This is a genomic window from Pseudomonas sp. Con_6, from assembly GCF_059379395.1.
The window spans coordinates 6,447,941-6,465,548 of the sequence record NZ_CM182011.1; the positions used below are offsets into that span (position 1 = coordinate 6,447,941).

17 protein-coding genes are annotated in these 17,608 nt (G+C 64.1%); 3 read left to right on the forward strand and 14 right to left on the reverse strand.

Translation table 11 applies throughout. The annotated features are described in order from the left end of the window. Positions 1-14: 14 nt before the first annotated feature. From AC5QPF_RS29145 to AC5QPF_RS29195, 11 genes are all read right to left on the reverse strand, one after another. On the reverse strand, positions 15-1,307 hold the full coding sequence (locus AC5QPF_RS29145; RefSeq protein ID WP_494961050.1) for an adenylosuccinate synthase: 1,293 nt from the start codon (positions 1,305-1,307) through the stop codon (positions 15-17). A 56-nt stretch (positions 1,308-1,363) separates the two neighbouring features. Further along, positions 1,364-2,551 (reverse strand): ATP phosphoribosyltransferase regulatory subunit, encoded by a 1,188-nt coding sequence (locus AC5QPF_RS29150; protein ID WP_494961051.1) that lies wholly within the window; start codon positions 2,549-2,551, stop codon positions 1,364-1,366. Positions 2,552-2,817: 266 nt separating this feature from the next. Next, positions 2,818-3,687: a protease modulator HflC gene (gene hflC, locus AC5QPF_RS29155; protein ID WP_330077176.1), complete on the reverse strand. Its 870-nt coding sequence runs from the start codon at positions 3,685-3,687 to the stop codon at positions 2,818-2,820. Then, positions 3,687-4,859, reverse strand: a complete 1,173-nt coding sequence (hflK, locus tag AC5QPF_RS29160) for an FtsH protease activity modulator HflK (protein WP_494961052.1) — start codon at positions 4,857-4,859, stop codon at positions 3,687-3,689. The genes hflC and hflK overlap by 1 nt, the downstream gene beginning before the upstream one ends. A 96-nt stretch (positions 4,860-4,955) precedes the next feature. Beyond that, entirely contained in the window at positions 4,956-6,257 is a 1,302-nt protein-coding gene (gene hflX / locus AC5QPF_RS29165; RefSeq protein ID WP_494961053.1) for a ribosome rescue GTPase HflX, read from the reverse strand. Positions 6,258-6,269: 12 nt separating this feature from the next. After that, positions 6,270-6,530, reverse strand: a complete 261-nt coding sequence (gene hfq / locus AC5QPF_RS29170; RefSeq protein ID WP_009399549.1) for an RNA chaperone Hfq — start codon at positions 6,528-6,530, stop codon at positions 6,270-6,272. A gap of 93 nt (positions 6,531-6,623) precedes the next feature. Continuing rightward, positions 6,624-7,595 carry a tRNA (adenosine(37)-N6)-dimethylallyltransferase MiaA gene (gene miaA, locus AC5QPF_RS29175; protein WP_494964272.1) on the reverse strand — a complete coding sequence of 324 codons (972 nt, stop codon included), beginning with the start codon at positions 7,593-7,595 and terminating at the stop codon, positions 6,624-6,626. Positions 7,596-7,600: 5 nt separating this feature from the next. Continuing rightward, positions 7,601-9,496, reverse strand: a complete 1,896-nt coding sequence (mutL, locus tag AC5QPF_RS29180) for a DNA mismatch repair endonuclease MutL (RefSeq protein WP_494961054.1) — start codon at positions 9,494-9,496, stop codon at positions 7,601-7,603. Beyond that, positions 9,493-10,929 carry an N-acetylmuramoyl-L-alanine amidase gene (locus AC5QPF_RS29185; protein WP_494961055.1) on the reverse strand — a complete coding sequence of 479 codons (1,437 nt, stop codon included), beginning with the start codon at positions 10,927-10,929 and terminating at the stop codon, positions 9,493-9,495. Before AC5QPF_RS29185 ends, mutL begins: the two co-directional genes overlap by 4 nt. Before the next feature lie 2 nt (positions 10,930-10,931). Next, on the reverse strand, positions 10,932-11,402 hold the full coding sequence (tsaE, locus tag AC5QPF_RS29190) for a tRNA (adenosine(37)-N6)-threonylcarbamoyltransferase complex ATPase subunit type 1 TsaE (RefSeq protein ID WP_330077170.1): 471 nt from the start codon (positions 11,400-11,402) through the stop codon (positions 10,932-10,934). Continuing rightward, positions 11,390-12,250 carry an NAD(P)H-hydrate dehydratase gene (locus AC5QPF_RS29195; protein WP_494961056.1) on the reverse strand — a complete coding sequence of 287 codons (861 nt, stop codon included), beginning with the start codon at positions 12,248-12,250 and terminating at the stop codon, positions 11,390-11,392. Before AC5QPF_RS29195 ends, tsaE begins: the two co-directional genes overlap by 13 nt. Before the next feature lie 64 nt (positions 12,251-12,314). On the opposite strand from AC5QPF_RS29195, the gene queG reads away from it, so the two are divergent. Continuing rightward, the gene (gene queG, locus AC5QPF_RS29200) at positions 12,315-13,394 is read left to right on the forward strand and encodes a tRNA epoxyqueuosine(34) reductase QueG (RefSeq protein WP_494961057.1); all 1,080 of its coding nucleotides are present in this window, start codon (positions 12,315-12,317) and stop codon (positions 13,392-13,394) included. Here queG and AC5QPF_RS29205 read toward each other — a convergent pair. Together AC5QPF_RS29205 and orn are read right to left on the reverse strand one after the other, a co-directional pair. Next, positions 13,376-13,987: a trimeric intracellular cation channel family protein gene (locus tag AC5QPF_RS29205; protein ID WP_330077167.1), complete on the reverse strand. Its 612-nt coding sequence runs from the start codon at positions 13,985-13,987 to the stop codon at positions 13,376-13,378. The two genes, queG and AC5QPF_RS29205, sit on opposite strands and share 19 nt — an antisense overlap. 199 nt (positions 13,988-14,186) lie before the next feature. Then, on the reverse strand, positions 14,187-14,729 hold the full coding sequence (gene orn / locus AC5QPF_RS29210; protein WP_494961058.1) for an oligoribonuclease: 543 nt from the start codon (positions 14,727-14,729) through the stop codon (positions 14,187-14,189). A gap of 93 nt (positions 14,730-14,822) precedes the next feature. On the opposite strand from orn, the gene rsgA reads away from it, so the two are divergent. Both rsgA and AC5QPF_RS29220 read left to right on the forward strand, forming a co-directional pair. After that, the gene (gene rsgA, locus AC5QPF_RS29215; RefSeq protein ID WP_494961059.1) at positions 14,823-15,854 is read left to right on the forward strand and encodes a small ribosomal subunit biogenesis GTPase RsgA; all 1,032 of its coding nucleotides are present in this window, start codon (positions 14,823-14,825) and stop codon (positions 15,852-15,854) included. A gap of 150 nt (positions 15,855-16,004) precedes the next feature. After that, the gene (locus AC5QPF_RS29220; protein WP_494961060.1) at positions 16,005-16,475 is read left to right on the forward strand and encodes a TIR domain-containing protein; all 471 of its coding nucleotides are present in this window, start codon (positions 16,005-16,007) and stop codon (positions 16,473-16,475) included. Positions 16,476-16,587: 112 nt separating this feature from the next. On the opposite strand, the gene motB is transcribed toward AC5QPF_RS29220, so the two are convergent. Further along, a complete protein-coding gene (gene motB, locus AC5QPF_RS29225) occupies positions 16,588-17,607 on the reverse strand; it encodes a flagellar motor protein MotB (RefSeq protein WP_494961061.1) in 1,020 nt (339 codons plus the stop codon). Position 17,608: the final 1 nt, after the last annotated feature.

Below are 17,608 nucleotides of genomic sequence, written 5' to 3' on the forward strand. Positions count from 1 at the left end.
ACGCTTGAGCTAGATCACGCGAACGGGTGACGCAGCACGATGGTCTCGTTACGGTCAGGGCCGGTGGAGATGATGTCGATCGGCGCGCCGACCAGCTCTTCCACACGCTTGATGTAGGCACGGGCGTTGGCCGGCAGTTCTTCCAGGGTCTTGGCGCCCACGGTCGATTCGGTCCAGCCCGGCATTTCCTCGTACACCGGCTCCAGGCCGATGTAGCTGTCGGCATCGGTCGGTGCGTCGATGACGGCGCCGTTCTCGTTCTTGTAGCCCACGCAGATACGGATGGTTTCCAGACCGTCCAGCACGTCCAGCTTGGTCAGGCACAGACCCGAGATGCTGTTGACGTCGATGGCGCGACGCAGGATGACGGCGTCGAACCAGCCACAACGACGGGCACGGCCGGTGGTGGCACCGAACTCGTGGCCACGCTTGGCCAGGTAGGCACCGACGTCGTCGAACAGTTCGGTCGGGAACGGACCGGAACCGACGCGGGTGGTGTAGGCCTTGGTGATGCCGAGGATATAGTCGATGTACATCGGGCCAACGCCGGAACCGGTGGCGATGCCGCCGGCGGTGGTGTTGGAGCTGGTCACGTACGGGTAGGTACCGTGGTCGATGTCCAGCAGCGAGCCTTGTGCACCTTCGAACATGATGTCCTTGCCGGCGCGACGCAGGGCGTGCAGCTCGGCGGTGACGTCGAGCATCATCGGCTTCAGTTGCTCGGCGTAGGCCATGCACTGGTCCAGGGTTTCCTGGAAGTCGATGGCCGGCTCTTTGTAGTAATTGACCAGCTGGAAGTTGTGGTAGTCCAGCAGCTCACCGAGCTTGGCGGCGAAACGCTCGCGGTGGAACAGGTCGCCGACGCGCAGGCCGCGACGCGCGACCTTGTCTTCGTAGGCCGGGCCGATGCCGCGACCGGTGGTGCCGATCTTCTGCTCGCCACGGGCCTTCTCGCGCGCCTGGTCCAGGGCAACGTGGTAGGAGAGGATCAGCGGGCAGGCCGGGCTGATGCGCAGGCGATCGCGAACCGGTACGCCCTTCTCTTCCAGCTTGATGATTTCACGCATCAGCGCGTCGGGTGCAACCACTACGCCGTTGCCGATCAGACACTGCACGCCTTCGCGCAGAACGCCCGAAGGGATCAGGTGCAGCACGGTTTTCTCACCGTCGATCACCAAGGTGTGACCGGCGTTGTGGCCACCTTGGTAGCGCACTACGGCGGCGGCATGTTCGGTCAGCAGATCGACGATCTTGCCTTTGCCCTCATCACCCCACTGGGTGCCCAGGACTACGACATTCTTACCCATAACACTTGTCCTCATTCGCGCAAACTTGGCGCCGGCGAGAGGGCCGGCGACTAATCTCAGATGGCCAGTGGCAGAACCTGCCAGAGCCCGTTTTGCAGAATCAATTGCCGGTCGCAGTCCGCCTCGACGGCGGCCGCCAGTGGCTGGCCAGGCAGTGCCTGCACAACCCGCTGGCCTTCACTGCGCAACTGGCAGACCAACTGCCACAGAGCCGCGTCGCCGCTGTCGGGCATCCAGATCCCGCCAGTGGGCAATACGACCTCTGCCCGCCCCAGTGTGACCAGGGTCTTCAAATCCGTGGAGAAACCGGTGGCCGGGCGTGCCCGGCCGAAGTCCGCTCCGATGTCGTCGTAGCGACCACCCTGGGCGATCGACTGGCCGACACCCGGGACGAAGGCGGCAAACACCACACCGGTGTGGTAGTGGTAGCCACGCAGTTCGCCCAGGTCGAAATACAGCGGCAGCTGTGGATAACGCGCGGTCAGCCGGTCGGCGATCGCCAGCAGGTCATCCAAGGCTGCCAGTACGGCAGCCGGAGCACGGCCCAGGCGCACGCGGGCCGCTTCCAGCACTTCGCGACCGCCACACAGCTCGGTCAGGGCGCGGAGCATGCCGGCCAGGTCGGCTGGCAGGTTGGCGGTCAGGGCCACCACTTCGTCGATGGCCTTGCGTTGCAGGGCATCGAACAGCTGTTGCTCGACCGCGCCGGACAGGCCGGCGGCACGGGCCAGGCCGCGGTAGATGCCGACATGCCCTAGATCCATGTGCACGTCCGGCACGTCGGCCAGTTGCAGCATGGCCAGCATCAGGCTGATCACTTCCACGTCGCTGACCGGGCTGGCGTCGCCGTACAGCTCGGCACCCAGCTGGATAGGGCTGCGCGAGGTCGACAGCGCCCGTGGCTGGGCGTGCAGCACGCTGCCGGCGTAGCACAGGCGGGTCGGGCCTTCGCGGCGCAGGGTGTGCGCATCGATGCGAGCGACCTGCGGCGTGATGTCGGCGCGAAAGCCCATCTGCCGGCCCGACTGTGGATCGACCACCTTGAAGGTACGCAGGTCCAGGTCCTGGCCGGCACCGGTGAGCAGCGATTCCAGGTACTCGATATGGGGAGTCACGACGAACTCGTAACCCCAGCTCTGGAACAGATCCAACACCTGGCGACGCGCGATCTCGATGCGCGTCGCTTCAGGTGGCAGTACTTCTTCGATGCCATCTGGCAGCAGCCAGCGGTCTACCGTTGCCATTACGCCTTTTCCCCTGTGGTCCGGGCGGCCTGCCCGCGGGCCAGCCGTGAGTGAAGCAGGTCCCGGCAAATCACGCGCGCAGCGCCGATTCCAGCGTTGCCGCAGTGCCGATACCCTCGTGAATCCTGGTTCGCGTCGTGCCTGGGGTCATTCGATCCCGCAGACGCAAAAAAGCCGGGAATTTCCCGGCTGCCGCATCATACACCCGTTGTCTTGCAGAAATCACCCCGCCAGACGTATTAGCCGCCCAGCGGGGTGATCGGGTGTCACGGTTTCGCTTTGTTCATGAAGCGGAAGAACTCGCTGCTCGGGTCAAGGACCAGAACGTCGTTCTTGCTGCTGAAGCTCTCGCGGTAGGCATTCAGGCTACGGTAAAACGCGTAGAAGTCCTGGTCCTGGCCGTAGGCCTTGGCGTAGATCGCCGCTGCCTGGGCATCGCCGTCACCGCGGGTCTCTTCCGATTCCCGATAGGCTTCGGCCAGCAGCACGCGGCGTTGACGATCGGCGTCGGCACGGATGCCTTCGGCCAGCTCGTTACCCTTGGCGCGATGCTCGCGGGCTTCCCGCTCACGTTCGGTGCTCATCCGCTCGAACACGCTGCGGTTCACTTCCTTCGGCAGGTCGATGGCCTTGACGCGAACGTCGACCACCTCGATGCCCAGCTCCTTCTCTGCCATGCGGTTCAGCGAGCCGGTGATGTCGGCCATCAGCGCATCGCGCTCACCGGACACCACTTCGTGCAGCGTGCGTTTACCGAACTGGTCACGCAGGCCGCTTTCCAGACGACGGGACAGACGCTCGTCGGCGATCTGCTTCATGCCGGAGGTCGCGGTGTAGAAACGCTCGGCGTCCTTCACCCGCCATTTGGCATAGGCGTCGACCATCACCGCTTTCTTCTCCAGGGTCAGGAACCGCTGGGTCGGGGCGTCGAGGGTCATCAGCCGCGCGTCGAACTTGCGCACCTGGTTCACGTAGGGAACCTTCACGTGCAGGCCCGGCTGGACATCCGCCTGGACCACACGACCGAATTGCAGAAGTACTGCGCGTTCGGTCTGGGCCACAATGTAGAAGCTGTTCCAGGCGACGATGGCCAGGACCACGCCGACGATCAGGGCGATCAGCGATTTATTGCTCATCAGCGGCTCTCCCTGGTGCGCAGTTGCGACTGTTGCTGTTGCAGGTCGGCAGCACGGTTCGCCGCGTCATTGACCGAGGTCGCGGGAACGCTGACCGGTGCATTGGCGTTGCGGCTGGCGTCGACCATCTTGTCCAGTGGCAGGTAGAGCAGGTTGTTCTGCCCGTCCTTGCCGGTGACCAGGACCTTGCTGGTGTTGCTGTAGACTTCCTGCATGGTTTCCAGGTAGAGACGCTCGCGGGTGACTTCCGGCGCCTTGCGGTACTCGGTCACCAGCTTGGTGAAGCGGTCGGCCTCACCCTTGGCGCGGGAAACGACTTCGTCGCGGTAGCCGTTGGCGTCCTCGATGATGCGCTGCGCCTGACCGCGGGCTTCCGGCACCACGCCGTTGGCGTAGGACTCGGCCTGGTTGCGGGCGCGCTGTTCATCTTCGCGGGCACGGATCACGTCGTCGAAGGCTTCCTGCACTTCACGCGGGGCTGCCGCGCTTTGCACGTTGACCTGGGTCACGGTGATACCGGTGCGGTAGGTGTCGAGGAAGCGTTGCAGACGCTCCTTGATCTCGATCGCCATCTGCTCGCGGCCTTCGGTCAGCACCTTGTCCATGGAGGTGGAACCCACCACGTGGCGCAGGGCACTGTCGGTGGCGTGCTGCAGGCTGACCTCGGGCTGGTCGACGTTGAGCACGAAGTCCTGCAGGTTGCTGATCTTGTACTGCACGGTCAGCGGCACCTCGACGATGTTCTCGTCCTCGGTCAGCATCTGGCCCTGCTTGGTGTACGCACGCTCACGCGTGACGTTTTCCATGTACTTGCGGTCGATCGGGGGGAAGTAGATGTTCAGGCCCGGTCCGACGGTTTCGTAGTACTTGCCGAAGCGCAGCACCACGGCCTGCTCCTGCTCGTCCACGACGTAGACTGCGCTGTACAGCCAGATGGCCGCCAGCACGGCAAGGCCAACGCCCAGCAAGCCGAAGCCGCCACCCTTGGGAAGGCTGTCGCCGCCACCACGTTTCTTGCCACTGCCGAACATGCCGTTCAGGCTATCCTGCAGCTTGCGGAAGGCCTCGTCGAGATCCGGAGGGCCTTTCTTGTCGCCGCCGCCACCACCGCCGCGGCGCCCACCCCAGGGATCCTGATTGTTCGAGTTGCCACCCGGCTCATTCCAAGCCATAGCGCTCTCCATCTGATAAAGCAAAGACGCGCCAACGGCGCGCCGTCCAATGCTACAGAATGCCTGTCACGGCTGCCTGACCGCGTCGTCAGGCTTTTATTGCAAAGTGTGTTGTTCGAGGAACTCGACCGGTTCGAACCCTTCGCGCGCCACCAGGCGGTTGAAATCGACCCGTGGCAGGCGAACGGCCAGCAGGCTGCTGCCTTCTTCGTCGTGTTCTTCGTTCTGCACGGCCCCCGCCGCGAAGAATTGCGCACGCAAACGTGCGTAGCGCTGTTCCAGGCGAAGGGTACCGACAAACAGGTCATCCCCCAGCAACTCGGCAATCGCCTGCCCCACCAACTCCAGACCGCGACCCTCGCGGGCCGAGACCCATACACGCTCTGGCTTGCCGTCGGCATTGCGCTGAATATGTGGCTCAATGCCTTCAAGCAGGTCGAGTTTGTTATACACCTCGAGGATCGGCAAGCCTTCGGCACCGATCTCGCCGAGTACTTCCATGACCTGTTCGATCTGCGCCATGCGCTCGGGCTCGTGGGCATCGATCACATGCAGCAGCAGGTCGGAGTTGCTCGACTCTTCGAGCGTAGCCCGAAAAGCCTCGACCAGCTTGTGAGGCAGGTGACGAATGAAGCCCACGGTGTCCGCCAGCACGATCGGCCCGATGTCGCTCAGTTCGAGACGGCGCAGGGTCGGGTCGAGAGTCGCGAAGAGCTGGTCGGCGGCGTAGACCTCGGACGAGGTCATGGCGTTGAACAGGGTCGATTTGCCGGCGTTGGTGTAACCCACCAGTGAAACCGACGGAACATCGGCGCGTTTACGTCCGCGCCGCGCCTGTTCGCGCTGGCTGCGCACCTTCTCCAGGCGTGCCTTGATCTGTCGCAGGCGTACCCGCAGCAGGCGGCGGTCGGTTTCCAGCTGGGTTTCACCCGGACCGCGCAGACCGATACCCCCCTTCTGCCGTTCAAGGTGGGTCCAGCCGCGGACGAGGCGCGTGCTCATGTGTTCGAGCTGAGCCAGCTCTACCTGCAGCTTGCCCTCATGGGTCCGCGCGCGTTGAGCGAAGATGTCGAGGATCAGGCCGGTACGGTCAAGCACGCGACACTCGAAAACGCGTTCGAGGTTGCGTTCCTGACTTGGGGTGAGGGTGTGGTTGAAGATCACCAGGTCAGCCTCTTCGGCCTTGACCAGATCGCGCAGTTCCTCGACCTTGCCACTGCCAATCAGAAACTTGGCCGTGGGCTGGTGTCGCGCCACATTGGCGAGCGCGACGATATCGGCACCGGCCGACAGCGCCAGCTCCTGAAACTCCTGCGGGTCTTCGCGCGCCTCAGGGCTCTGACCTTCCAGATGAACGAGAACGGCTCGTTCACCACCACCGTGGCGCTCAAAGAACAAAGCAGGCTCCTATCAGGCGTTACCTGGCTCAGCGTCGCCGTGATCGGCATCAGCTGCGCTAGGCAGACGGATTGGACGTACTGGGACGACGGTCGAGATCGCGTGCTTGTAGACCATCTGGCTGACAGTGTTTTTCAGCAGGATGACGAATTGGTCGAAGGACTCGATGGTGCCCTGCAGCTTGATGCCGTTGACCAGATAGATCGAAACCCCGACTTTTTCTTTTCTCAAAGTGTTCAAGTAAGGGTCTTGTAGCGAATGCCCTTTTGACATATGCCGCACTCCTGTAAGGATCAATAGTAAATAAACAAGAAAACTGATGGCTCAAGCCGCCCCACCCCCAAGGATAGACGGCAATTGCGGGATTCAGCCCAATATGGAGACGGTCCCGAGGTATTTCAAGGTGCGAGGCAGATTGTCGCAAGCCAGGCTGTCCAACCAGTGGAGATCGGCCCAACTGCGCAACCAGGTAAACTGCCGCTTCGCCAACTGGCGAGTGGCAATGATGCCGCGCTCCTGCATTTCAACTGAAGTCAGCTTGCCATCAAGATGATCCCAGACCTGACGATAACCCACCGCCCGTATAGACGGCAGCCCTGCGTGCAAGTCACTTCTCGCCCGCAGCGATCGGACCTCGTCAATGAAGCCCTGTTCCAGCATTTGCGTGAATCTTGCTGCAATTCGCTCGTGGAGCACCTGTCGGTCCCGCGGAGCGATGGCCAGGCTGGCGACAGTATAGGGCAATTGCCCCTGCCCAGAAGTGTCAGTGCTATTACTTTGCTCAGCTTGACGCAAACGATGTGAAGTCATCGTTAAACCGCTCACCCGATACACTTCAAGTGCACGAATCAGGCGTTGCGGGTCATTCGGATGGATGCGTGCCGCCGAGACCGGGTCCACTGCCGCCAGTTCGTCGTGCAGCGCCTGCAAACCTTGCGCCTGTACCTGGGCTTCCAGTTCGGCACGCACCTGCGGGTCAGCCGGCGGCATATCCGCCAGGCCTTCCAGCAACGCCTTGTAGTAGAGCATGGTGCCGCCGACCAGCAGGGGGATCTTGCCGCGTGCGGTGATATCGGCCATGGCTTCCAGGGCGTCGCTGCGAAAATCCGCGGCCGAATAGCTCTCGGACGGGTCGAGGATATCCACCAGGCGATGCGGGTAGGCGGCGAGAATCTCCTTCGACGGCTTGGCCGTGCCGATATCCATGCCGCGATAGATCAGCGCCGAGTCGACGCTGATCAGCTCGCACGGCAGCACCCTGGTCAGTTCGATGGCCAGGTCGGTCTTGCCCGCAGCGGTCGGGCCCATCAGGAAAATCGCCGGAGGCTTGGTACCCACCATGATCAACGACCGCGCAAGAACAGTTTGTCGAGATCGTCCAGGCCCATCTGGGTCCAGGTCGGTCGACCATGGTTGCATTGGCCGCTACGCTCGGTGTTTTCCATGTCGCGCAGCAGGGCGTTCATTTCGGGGATGGCCAGGCGCCGGTTGGCGCGCACGGCGCCGTGGCAGGCCATGGTCCCGAGCAGCTCGTTCAGGTGCGCCTGGATGCGGTCGCTGGTGCCGTACTCCATCAGGTCGGCAAGCACGTCCTGCACCAGGCGATTGGCCTCGGCCTGCTTGAGCAGGGCCGGGATCTGCCGGATCGCCAGGCTTTCCGGGCCCAGACGCTGCAGTTCGAAGCCCAGCCGCTGGAACCACTGTGCATGCTCCTCGGCGCAATCAGCCTCGCGCTGGCTCAGGGCCAGAGACTCGGGCACCAGCAGCGGCTGGCCGCTCAGGCCTTCGCTGGCCATGGCGATCTTCAGGCGTTCGTACATGATCCGCTCATGGGCGGCGTGCATGTCTACCAGGATCAGACCATGGGCGTTCTCCGCGAGGATGTAGATGCCCTTCAGTTGCGCCAGGGCGTAGCCCAGCGGCGGAATGTCGCGCTCGCCTTGCGGCAGCGGCGCCGGCTCGGCATTCGGCAGCGGCGAGAAGAACTCGCGGTACACCTCGCGGGCCTCGCCCGTGGCAACTGGCGGGGTTGGGCGTGGGGTGTACTGGTATTGGTAGCCAGCCCCGGGGCCACTGCCGGCCGAGTTCGAGGTGGGCGACGCAGGCGGTTGTTCGAGCAAGGCAGCGGACAGGCGCATCTCGCCCTGAGGCCCGAATTCGCCAGCTTGCAGACCGGTCGGCCGGATGATTTCCTCGGTCGCCGCCGGCGCCGCAACCTGATCGTCCGGGCGCACGTCGGCCAGCGCCCGGTGCAGAGTGCCGTAGAGGAAGTCGTGGACCATGCGCCCGTCACGGAAACGCACTTCGTGCTTGGTCGGGTGAACGTTGACATCGACCCCGGTCGGATCGAGCTCGAGGAACAGCACGAAGGTCGGGTGTCGACCGTTGAACAGCACGTCACGGTAGGCCTGGCGCACAGCGTGGGCGACCAGCTTGTCGCGCACCGCGCGGCCGTTGACGAAGAAGTACTGCAGGTCTGCCTGGCTGCGCGAGAAGGTGGGCAGGCCAACCCAGCCCCACAGACGCAGGCCGTTGCGTTCGATCTCGATCGGCAGCGCCTGCTCCAGGAAGCCCGGCCCGCACACCGCGCCGACACGTCGTGCGCGGGACATCTCGTCCGGCGCCTCATGCAGGGCGAGGATGCTTTTGCCGTTGTGGCGCAGGTGGAAGCCCACGTCGAAGCGCGCCAGTGCCAGGCGCCGGATCACTTCCTGCAGGTGATCGAATTCGGTCTTCTCGGTCTTGAGGAACTTGCGCCGCGCCGGGGTGTTGAAGAACAGGTCGCGGACTTCCACCGAAGTGCCCACCGGATGCGCGGCGGGCTGGACCCGCGGCGCCATGTCGCGGCCTTCGGTTTCCACCTGCCAGGCCTGCTGGGCGTCGCGGGTACGCGAGGTCAGGGTCAGGCGTGCCACCGAGCTTATCGAGGCCAGGGCCTCGCCGCGAAACCCCAGGCTCATCACCCGTTCCAGGTCTTCCAGGTCGCGAATCTTGCTGGTGGCGTGGCGCGCGAGGGCCAACGGCAGGTCGTCGGCGGCGATGCCGCTGCCGTCGTCACGAACCTTGAGCAGCTTGACCCCGCCCTGTTCCACTTCCACGTCGATGCGCCGGGCACCGGAGTCGAGGCTGTTTTCCAGCAGTTCCTTGATGACCGACGCCGGGCGCTCCACTACCTCGCCAGCGGCGATCTGGTTGGCAAGGCGCGGACTGAGCAGTTCGATGCGTGAAGCAGAACTCATGGCTGGCCCGCCAGGGTGGTGGCCGGGATATCGAGGTTCTGGCCGACCTTCAGCTCATCGCTTTTCAGGCTGTTGCTGCTGCGCAGGCTGGCCACGCTGACCTGGTAGCGCACGGCGATCATGGCCAGGGTCTCGCCCGGACGCACCGTGTGCTCGCGCGGGCCCTGGGCGATCTTGCCGGTGTCACGCAGCCAGGCGATGTAGGTGCCCGGTGGCGGGTTCTGCTGGAAGAACTGCTTCACACCGCTGTTGATCGAGCGCGCCAGGGATTGCTGGTGGCTCGCCGTGGCCAGCTTGGAGGCCTCGTTGGCATTGGAGATGAAGCCGGTTTCCACCAGGATCGATGGGATGTCTGGCGACTTCAGCACCATGAACCCGGCCTGCTCGACACGACGTTTGTGCAGCGAGGTGACCCGGCCGATGTTGCCCAGCACCTTCTGCCCGACGTTCAGGCTGGAGCTGAGGGATGCGGTCATCGACAGGTCCAGGAGCACGCCAGCAAGCATGCGGTCCTTGTCGTCGAGGCTGACGTTGCCGGCACCGCCGATCAGATCGGAACGGTTTTCACTGTCCGCCAGCCAGCGCGCGGTCTCGGAGGTCGCGCCGCGGTCGGACAGGGCGAACACCGAGGCACCGAAGGCCGCCGTGGACGGCGCGGCGTCGGCGTGGATCGAGATGAACAGGTCGGCGCCCTTCTTGCGGGCGATTTCCGTACGCTTGCGCAGCGGAATGAAGTAGTCGCCGGTCCGCGTCAGCTCGGCGCGGAAGCCCTTCTCGTTGTTGATCTGACGCTGCAGCTCCTTGGCGATCTGCAAGACGATGTCTTTCTCATGCTGGCCACGGGAGCCCGAGGCGCCCGGGTCCTCGCCGCCGTGACCGGCGTCGATGGCGATGACGATGTCACGCTTGCCGTTCGGCACCGGCGGCAGCTTGATCGCCGGCTGCGTCGGGGTGACCGGCACGGCAGGCGGGGTCGGTGCGGTGGCGACCGGGGTCGGTGGCGCGGTAGCGGCCACGGCATCGGCTTCTTGATCGTACAGGTCGACCACCAGGCGGTTGCCGTACTGGGCGTTGGGCGCGAGGGTGAAGCTCTTTGGGGTGACGGCCTTGTTCAGGTCGACCACCACGCGCAGGTCGGTGGGCGTGCGCTGGGCCGAGCGTACGGCCGTGATCGGCGTGTTGGAAGTGGAGGCGGTCAACGGCGCGGCCAGGGTGGCACCGTTGATGTCGATGACCAGGCGATCCGGCGCGGTCAGGGTGAACACGCTGTGTTCCACGGGACCGGAGAGGTCGAAGACCAGCCGTGTGTTGTCCGGCGCCCGCCACAGGCGCATGCTCTTGACCTGCGTGGCAGCGAAGGCCTCGACGGTCACTGCCGTAAGCAGCAGTCCTACGACGGCAACCAGTGCGCGAAAGCGCATACCTTTCCCCATTTCTATTTGAATTCCAAGGCCAGAGCGGCACACCAGGCTTCACCGCGAGCACCTTGCGGCAACAGGCTCAACGACCGGCCGCTTGCCTGGGGGCTTATGGTAATGGTCAGGTCCGGCTTTGGCAAAATGCCCTCGCCCTTGTCCGGCCACTCGAACAGACACAAGGCATCACCCTCGAAATAGTCACGAATCCCCATGAACTCCAGCTCTTCCGGATCGACCAGACGATAGAGGTCGAAGTGAAATGCTCGGACTTCACCAATTTCATACGGTTCCACAACAGTAAATGTAGGACTTTTCACAGCCCCGGTATGCCCGAGGCCGCGGATGATGCCCCGCGACAGGGTGGTTTTGCCCGCGCCGAGGTCACCTTCGAGAAAAATCACACCATGACCTTGGGTCACCTGGGCGATACGCGCACCGAAGTCGACCATGGCCTGCTCATCGGCCAGAAACAGGGTTATGCCTGACACGCTGAATGCTCCTCCAACAACTGACGAATAGACGGGACCAGGTCGTGCGCTGCCAGGCCGCGACCCTGGTCACCCAGGCGCTCGCCGGCGCAGGCATGCAACCAGACCCCGAGACAGGCGGCGTCCCAGGCGCTCATGTCCTGGGCCAGCAGGGCGCCGAGGACACCAGTGAGCACGTCGCCCAGCCCGGCGCCGGCCATGGCCGGATGGCCACGCTTGCACAGGGCCAACTGGCCGTGTGGATCGGCGACCAGGGTGCCGGCGCCCTTGAGTACGCACACTGCATTGTATTTGCGCGCCAGCTTGCGCGCGGCACCCGGTCGGTCGGCCTGCACCGCCTCGGTGGAAATCCCCAGCAGACGTGCCGCCTCTCCCGGATGCGGGGTGATGATGCTGCCGCGCACCAGCGCCATAGGCGACGAGGCCAGCAGATTCAGGGCATCGGCATCCCAGACCTGCGGCAGGCTGGAACTGGCCACCGCCGACAGCAGACTGCGGCCCCAGGCCGCCTGGCCCAGGCCCGGACCGACCATCAGCACCGAGGCGCGCTCGATCGGCGTCATCAACTGGTTGGCCGAATGCACGCCAAGACTCATCACTTCCGGCAGACGCGCCAGCGCGGCGGGCATGTGTTCGGGGCGACTGGCCAGGGACACCAGGCCCGCACCGCAGCGCAGGGCCGCTTCGGCGCTGAGCAGCACGGCACCGCCGGTACCGCGGTCGCCGCCCACCGCCAGAACATGGCCGAACTGACCTTTATGGGCAGTCGCTGCCCGCGCCGGCAGGTGCGCCAGGGTGTCGCGGGTGAGCACCAGCGGCTCGTGTGTAGGGTGTTTGGTCTGAGGCATGCGTCGTTCGGCTCCGATGTCTGGCAGAATTATACGCACCTGCCCCCTGATTGCCCTATTTCGCATGTCCGCCTCTTCCATAGATCTCCCCGCCCTCGCCCAGTCCATCAAGGAATGGGGGCAAGAACTGGGTTTTGCCCACGTCGGCATCGCCGGTGTGGATCTGGCCGAGCACGAACAGCACCTGGAACGCTGGCTGGCCGCCGGCTACCACGGCGAGATGGACTATATGGGTGCCCACGGCAGCAAGCGCTCCCATCCCGACGAACTGGTGCCCGGCACGGTGCGGGTGGTCTCGCTGCGCATGGACTACCTGCCTGGCGACACACAGATGGCCCAGCGCCTGGCCCAGCCGGAAACGGCCTACATCTCCCGCTACGCCCTCGGCCGCGACTACCACAAGCTGGTGCGCAAGCGCGTGCAGCATCTGGCCGAGCGCATCCAGAAGGAAATCGGCCCGTTCGGCTTCCGCGCCTTCGTCGACAGCGCCCCGGTGCTGGAAAAGGCCATCGCCCAGCAGGCCGGTCTAGGCTGGATCGGCAAGAACACCCTGCTGCTCAACCGCAAGGCCGGCAGCTACTTCTTCCTCAGCGAGCTGTTCGTCGATCTGCCGCTGCCGGTGGACGACGCCCAGGCCACCGAGCACTGCGGGCGCTGTAGCGCTTGCCTGGACATCTGCCCGACCAACGCCTTCGTCGGCCCTTATCAACTGGATGCGCGGCGCTGCATTTCCTACCTGACCATCGAACTGAAGAACGCCATTCCCGAGGAACTGCGCTCGATGATCGGCAACCGCGTGTTTGGCTGCGATGACTGTCAGATCGTCTGTCCGTGGAACCGTTTCGCCAAGGACACCGCGGAAAACGACTTCAAGCCGCGCCACGGCCTGGACAACGCCGGCCTGGCGGAACTGTTCCTGTGGGATGAGGAGCGCTTTCTCGCCAGCACCGAAGGCTCGCCGCTGCGCCGAGCCGGCTACGAGCGGTGGCTACGCAACCTGGCCGTCGGACTGGGCAACGCGCCGTCGACCATTCCCGTGCTGGAAGCCCTGAACGCTCGCCGCGATTACCCGTCGGAACTGGTCCGCGAGCACGTGGAATGGGCGCTCAGGCAACACGCCGAACGTCAGTGCTCGTCGTTGTAGTGGAACTTGGGCATTTCCCAGTGGAAACGGATCGCCAGCAGGCGTAGCAGGAATCCACCGAACAGAGTGATCAAGATCGATTGCTCAGCCGGCAGCTTGAGGTAGATGCAGCCCATGTAGCACCAGGCCGCAGCGAAGGACACGCTGGCGTACAGCTCACGGCGGAACACCAGCGGGATGTCGTTGCAGAAGATGTCACGCAGGATACCCCCGAACACGCCAGTGACCACGCCGCTGATGGACGCCACCAGCATGCCGTGGCCCAGCTCCAGCGCGGTCATGCAGCCGATCAGGGTGAACGCCACCAGACCCAGAGCGTCAAGCACCAGGAACAGCGAGCGCAGGTGACGCATCAGCGGGGCGATGAAGATGGTCAACAGCGCCGCGACGCTGGTCAGCACCAGGTATTCCGGATGCTTGACCCAAGTCAGCGGGTAATGACCCAGCAGCACGTCGCGCACCGACCCGCCACCCAGGGCGGTGACGCAGGCGATCAGCACCACGCCGAACCAGTCCATGCCCCGCCGCCCGGCGGACAGGGCGCCGGTCATGGCTTCGGCGGTGATGGCGATGAGGTAGAGCATCAACAGCATGGTGCGGGTCCGGGGGAAAGGGGCGCGCAGTCTAACCAGTTGCTGCTGGCACCAAAAGGGGGCACCAGTGGTAACACCTCGATCCTTGTGGGAGAGCGATGAGGCCGGCAGGACCATTGATGCTGTCAGGTCGGGCGCAATCGCTGGCAAGCCAGCTCCCACAGGGTTCTCTACCAGCCTCCGGATCGAGGCTCGTCAGTCAGAACTTGATGAAGTACTTCCGGTAGTGCTGCAGTTCCGCAATCGACTCGCGAATATCATCCAGCGCCAGGTGGGTGCTGCCCTTCTTGAAGCCGTCCTTGACCTCCGGCGCCCAGCGACCCGCCAGTTCCTTCAGGGTCGAGACATCAAGGTTGCGGTAGTGGAAATAGTTTTCCAGCGAACGCATGTGGCGGTACAGGAAGCGGCGGTCCTGGCAGATGCTGTTGCCGCAGATCGGCGACTTGCCCTTCGGCACCCATTGCTCCAGGAAGGCAATGGTCTGCGCTTCGGCCGCAGCCATGTCGATGGTGCTCTCGCGCACCCGCTGGGTCAGCCCGGAGGCGCCGTGGGTGCGGGTGTTCCAGTCGTCCATGCGGGCAAGGACTTCGTCGCTGTGGTGGATCGCGATCACGGGGCCTTCGGCCAGGGTGTTGAGATCGCTGTCGGTGACGATGGTGGCCATCTCGATGATGACATCGTGGTCAGGGTCCAGACCGGTCATTTCCAGGTCGATCCAGATCAGATTCTGCGGGTTCTGCATGATTGGGCTCCTCGGTAGGTGCGCAGTTTAGCCTAGTGGGGCGTGCTAAACTCGACGCCGTTTCAATATCCCCGCTTTAACGACGAGACATTCATGGCCAAACGCCAGCTCAATCGCCGCCAGAACTGGCGCATCGAAAAGATCCAGGAAGAGCGCGCCGCCCGCGCCGCGAAACGTGAGGAGCGCGCCCTGGAGGTGCTCGAGGGTGGCGACCTGGGTCCGGAACAGACTGGCCTGGTGATCGCCCACTTCGGCGTGCAGGTTGAGGTCGAGGCCGACGATGGCCAGGAGGCCGGCGAGGTCTTCCGTTGCCACCTGCGCGCCAACCTGCCGGCACTGGTGACCGGCGACCGCGTGGTCTGGCGTGCCGGCAACCAGGGCATCGGCGTGATCGTCGCGCAACTGCCGCGCAGCACCGAGCTGTGCCGGCCCGACAGCCGTGGCCAGCTCAAGCCCGTAGCGGCCAACGTAGACCTGATCGTGATCGTCTTCGCTCCGGCGCCCGAACCCCACGCCAACCTTATCGACCGCTACCTGGTGGCCGCCGAGCACGCTGGCATCCGCCCGTTGCTGCTGCTGAACAAGGCCGACCTGATCAATGAAGAGAACGGCCCGGCGCTGAACGCACTGCTCGCGGTCTATCGACAGTTGGGTTATCCGTTGCTGGAAGTGTCGGCGCACCATGGCGACGGCATGCAGCAATTGCAGAAGGTGCTCGACGGCCACATCAGCGTGTTCGTCGGCCAGTCCGGGGTGGGCAAGTCGTCGCTGGTCAACAGCCTGTTGCCTGAGGTGCAGACCCGGGTCGGCGCGCTGTCCGAGTGGTCCGGCCAGGGCCAGCACACCACCACCACCGCCCGCCTGTACCACTTCCCCGGTGGCGGCGAGTTGATCGACTCCCCGGGTATCCGTGAATTCGGCCTGGTGCATGTCAGTCGCGACGATGTCGAGGCCGGCTTCATCGAGTTCGCCGACCTGCTCGGCACCTGCCGCTTCCGCGACTGCAAGCACGACCGCGAACCCGGCTGCGCCCTGCTCAAGGCACTGGAAGACGGGCGCATCCAGCAGCAGCGGATGAATAGCTACCGCTCGATCATCGCCAGCCTGCCGCAAGACACCTACTGATCCGCACAACGGATGCACCCGTGCTCGTAGGGTGCATCCGTAGGGCATTTCATACGGAAACGTAGGACTATTCTTTGTTTCCAGCCATCTATTGCCGGGCTGAAGGAATTCACTGATCGTCGCCGCTTTCACCCGAAAGGACGCCTCGTGATGCCTGTATTCATCAGCTACCGCCACCCTGATCGCCTCGACGCATTCGTGATCAACGAACGACTCAAGCTCGAAGGCATCAATACCTGCCTCGAACTGTTCGATCCGCAGGCACAGCAGACCACCGACGATATCTGCACCCTGCTCAACACCAATATCAATGCCTGCACCCACATGATCACCGTGCTCGGCCAGGGTGGCGTGGATGAATGGTGGATCCCCTTCAGCCTGGGCAGCGCCACCCAGCTGAATCGCCGGCTGGCGTTCTACCAATGCGAAGGCGCCCTGCCGGGCTACCTGGAGCGCTGGCCGAGCCTGACCCGGCGCGAGCATATCGATCTGTTCGTCAGTGCTTATCACGACGAGCAGACGTTTCGCCGGACGATCAGCAAGGATGGTGGGGAGACCAATCGCAACAATGCGGAGTTCTTCCACACCGACCTGAAGGCCCGACTGCGACGGGGCTTCTAGGAAATGCCAGGGGCCGCTTTGCGGCCCCAAGGGCTCTGCCCCCCATTTTTCCAGCTCAAAAAAACGCCCGCCCGGATCACTCCGGGCGGGCGTTTTTCATTACCCGGCGCGCTTACTGCTGCTTGCCGGGCTCATCCATCTTCAGCGTGCCGTCCTCGAAGATGTTCAGCTTCTGACGCAACTCTTGCGGTTGCAGCGGCTCGGCCTCCGGTTGCGGGGCGGGAGCCGTGCCCGGTGCGGCGCCTGGTGCAGCCGGATCCTGCGGCGTGCCGTTGTCCGGCGCGCTCTGCTCACCCTCGATGGCGCGCTGGGCCTTCTTGGTCAGCACGACGATATCGATACGGCGGTTGACCGGGTTCAGCGGATGCTCGCGGTCGAACAGCGACGACGAGGCATAACCCACCACCCGCGCCACCTGACCATCCGGATAGCCACCGGCAACCAGCGCACGCCGTGCGGCGTTGGCGCGGTTGGCCGACAGCTCCCAGTTGCCGAACTCGCCGGTGCCGGCATACGGCTTGGCGTCGGTATGGCCGCTGACGCTGATCTTGTTCGGCACCGTCTTGATGGTGTCGGCCATCGCTAGCAGGATGTCTTCGAAATACGGCTTCAGGCGCGCGCTACCAAGGTCGAACATTGGCCGGTTCTCGTTATCGACGATCTGGATGCGCAAGCCATCCTGGGTGATCTCGAAGAGAATCTGGTCCTTGAACTTCTGCAGCTCGGGGCTCTGCTCGACCTTGTTCTGCAGTTCCTGCAAGACCAGTTCGAGACGTTCGCGCTCCACCTGCTCGGCCAGGCTCTCGGCCTGCTCGGGGCTGACCACGCTACTGTCCGGCGTCGGCTCGGCCTTCTGCTCCGGATTGATGGTCTTTTCCGGCGCAAGCTCCGGCGAGCCACCGAGGTCGATGATGTACGGCGTGCCGCTTTCCGAGAACCCGATCGGGTCCTTGAAATAGCCGGCGATGGCGATCTTCTGTTCCGGCGTCGCCGTGGACAGCAGCCACAGCACCAGGAAGAACGCCATCATTGCCGTGGCGAAGTCGGCGAAGGCGATCTTCCACGCACCGCCGTGATGGCCGCCGCCGAAGCGCTTGACGCGCTTGATGATAATCGGCTGATTGTTTTCCATG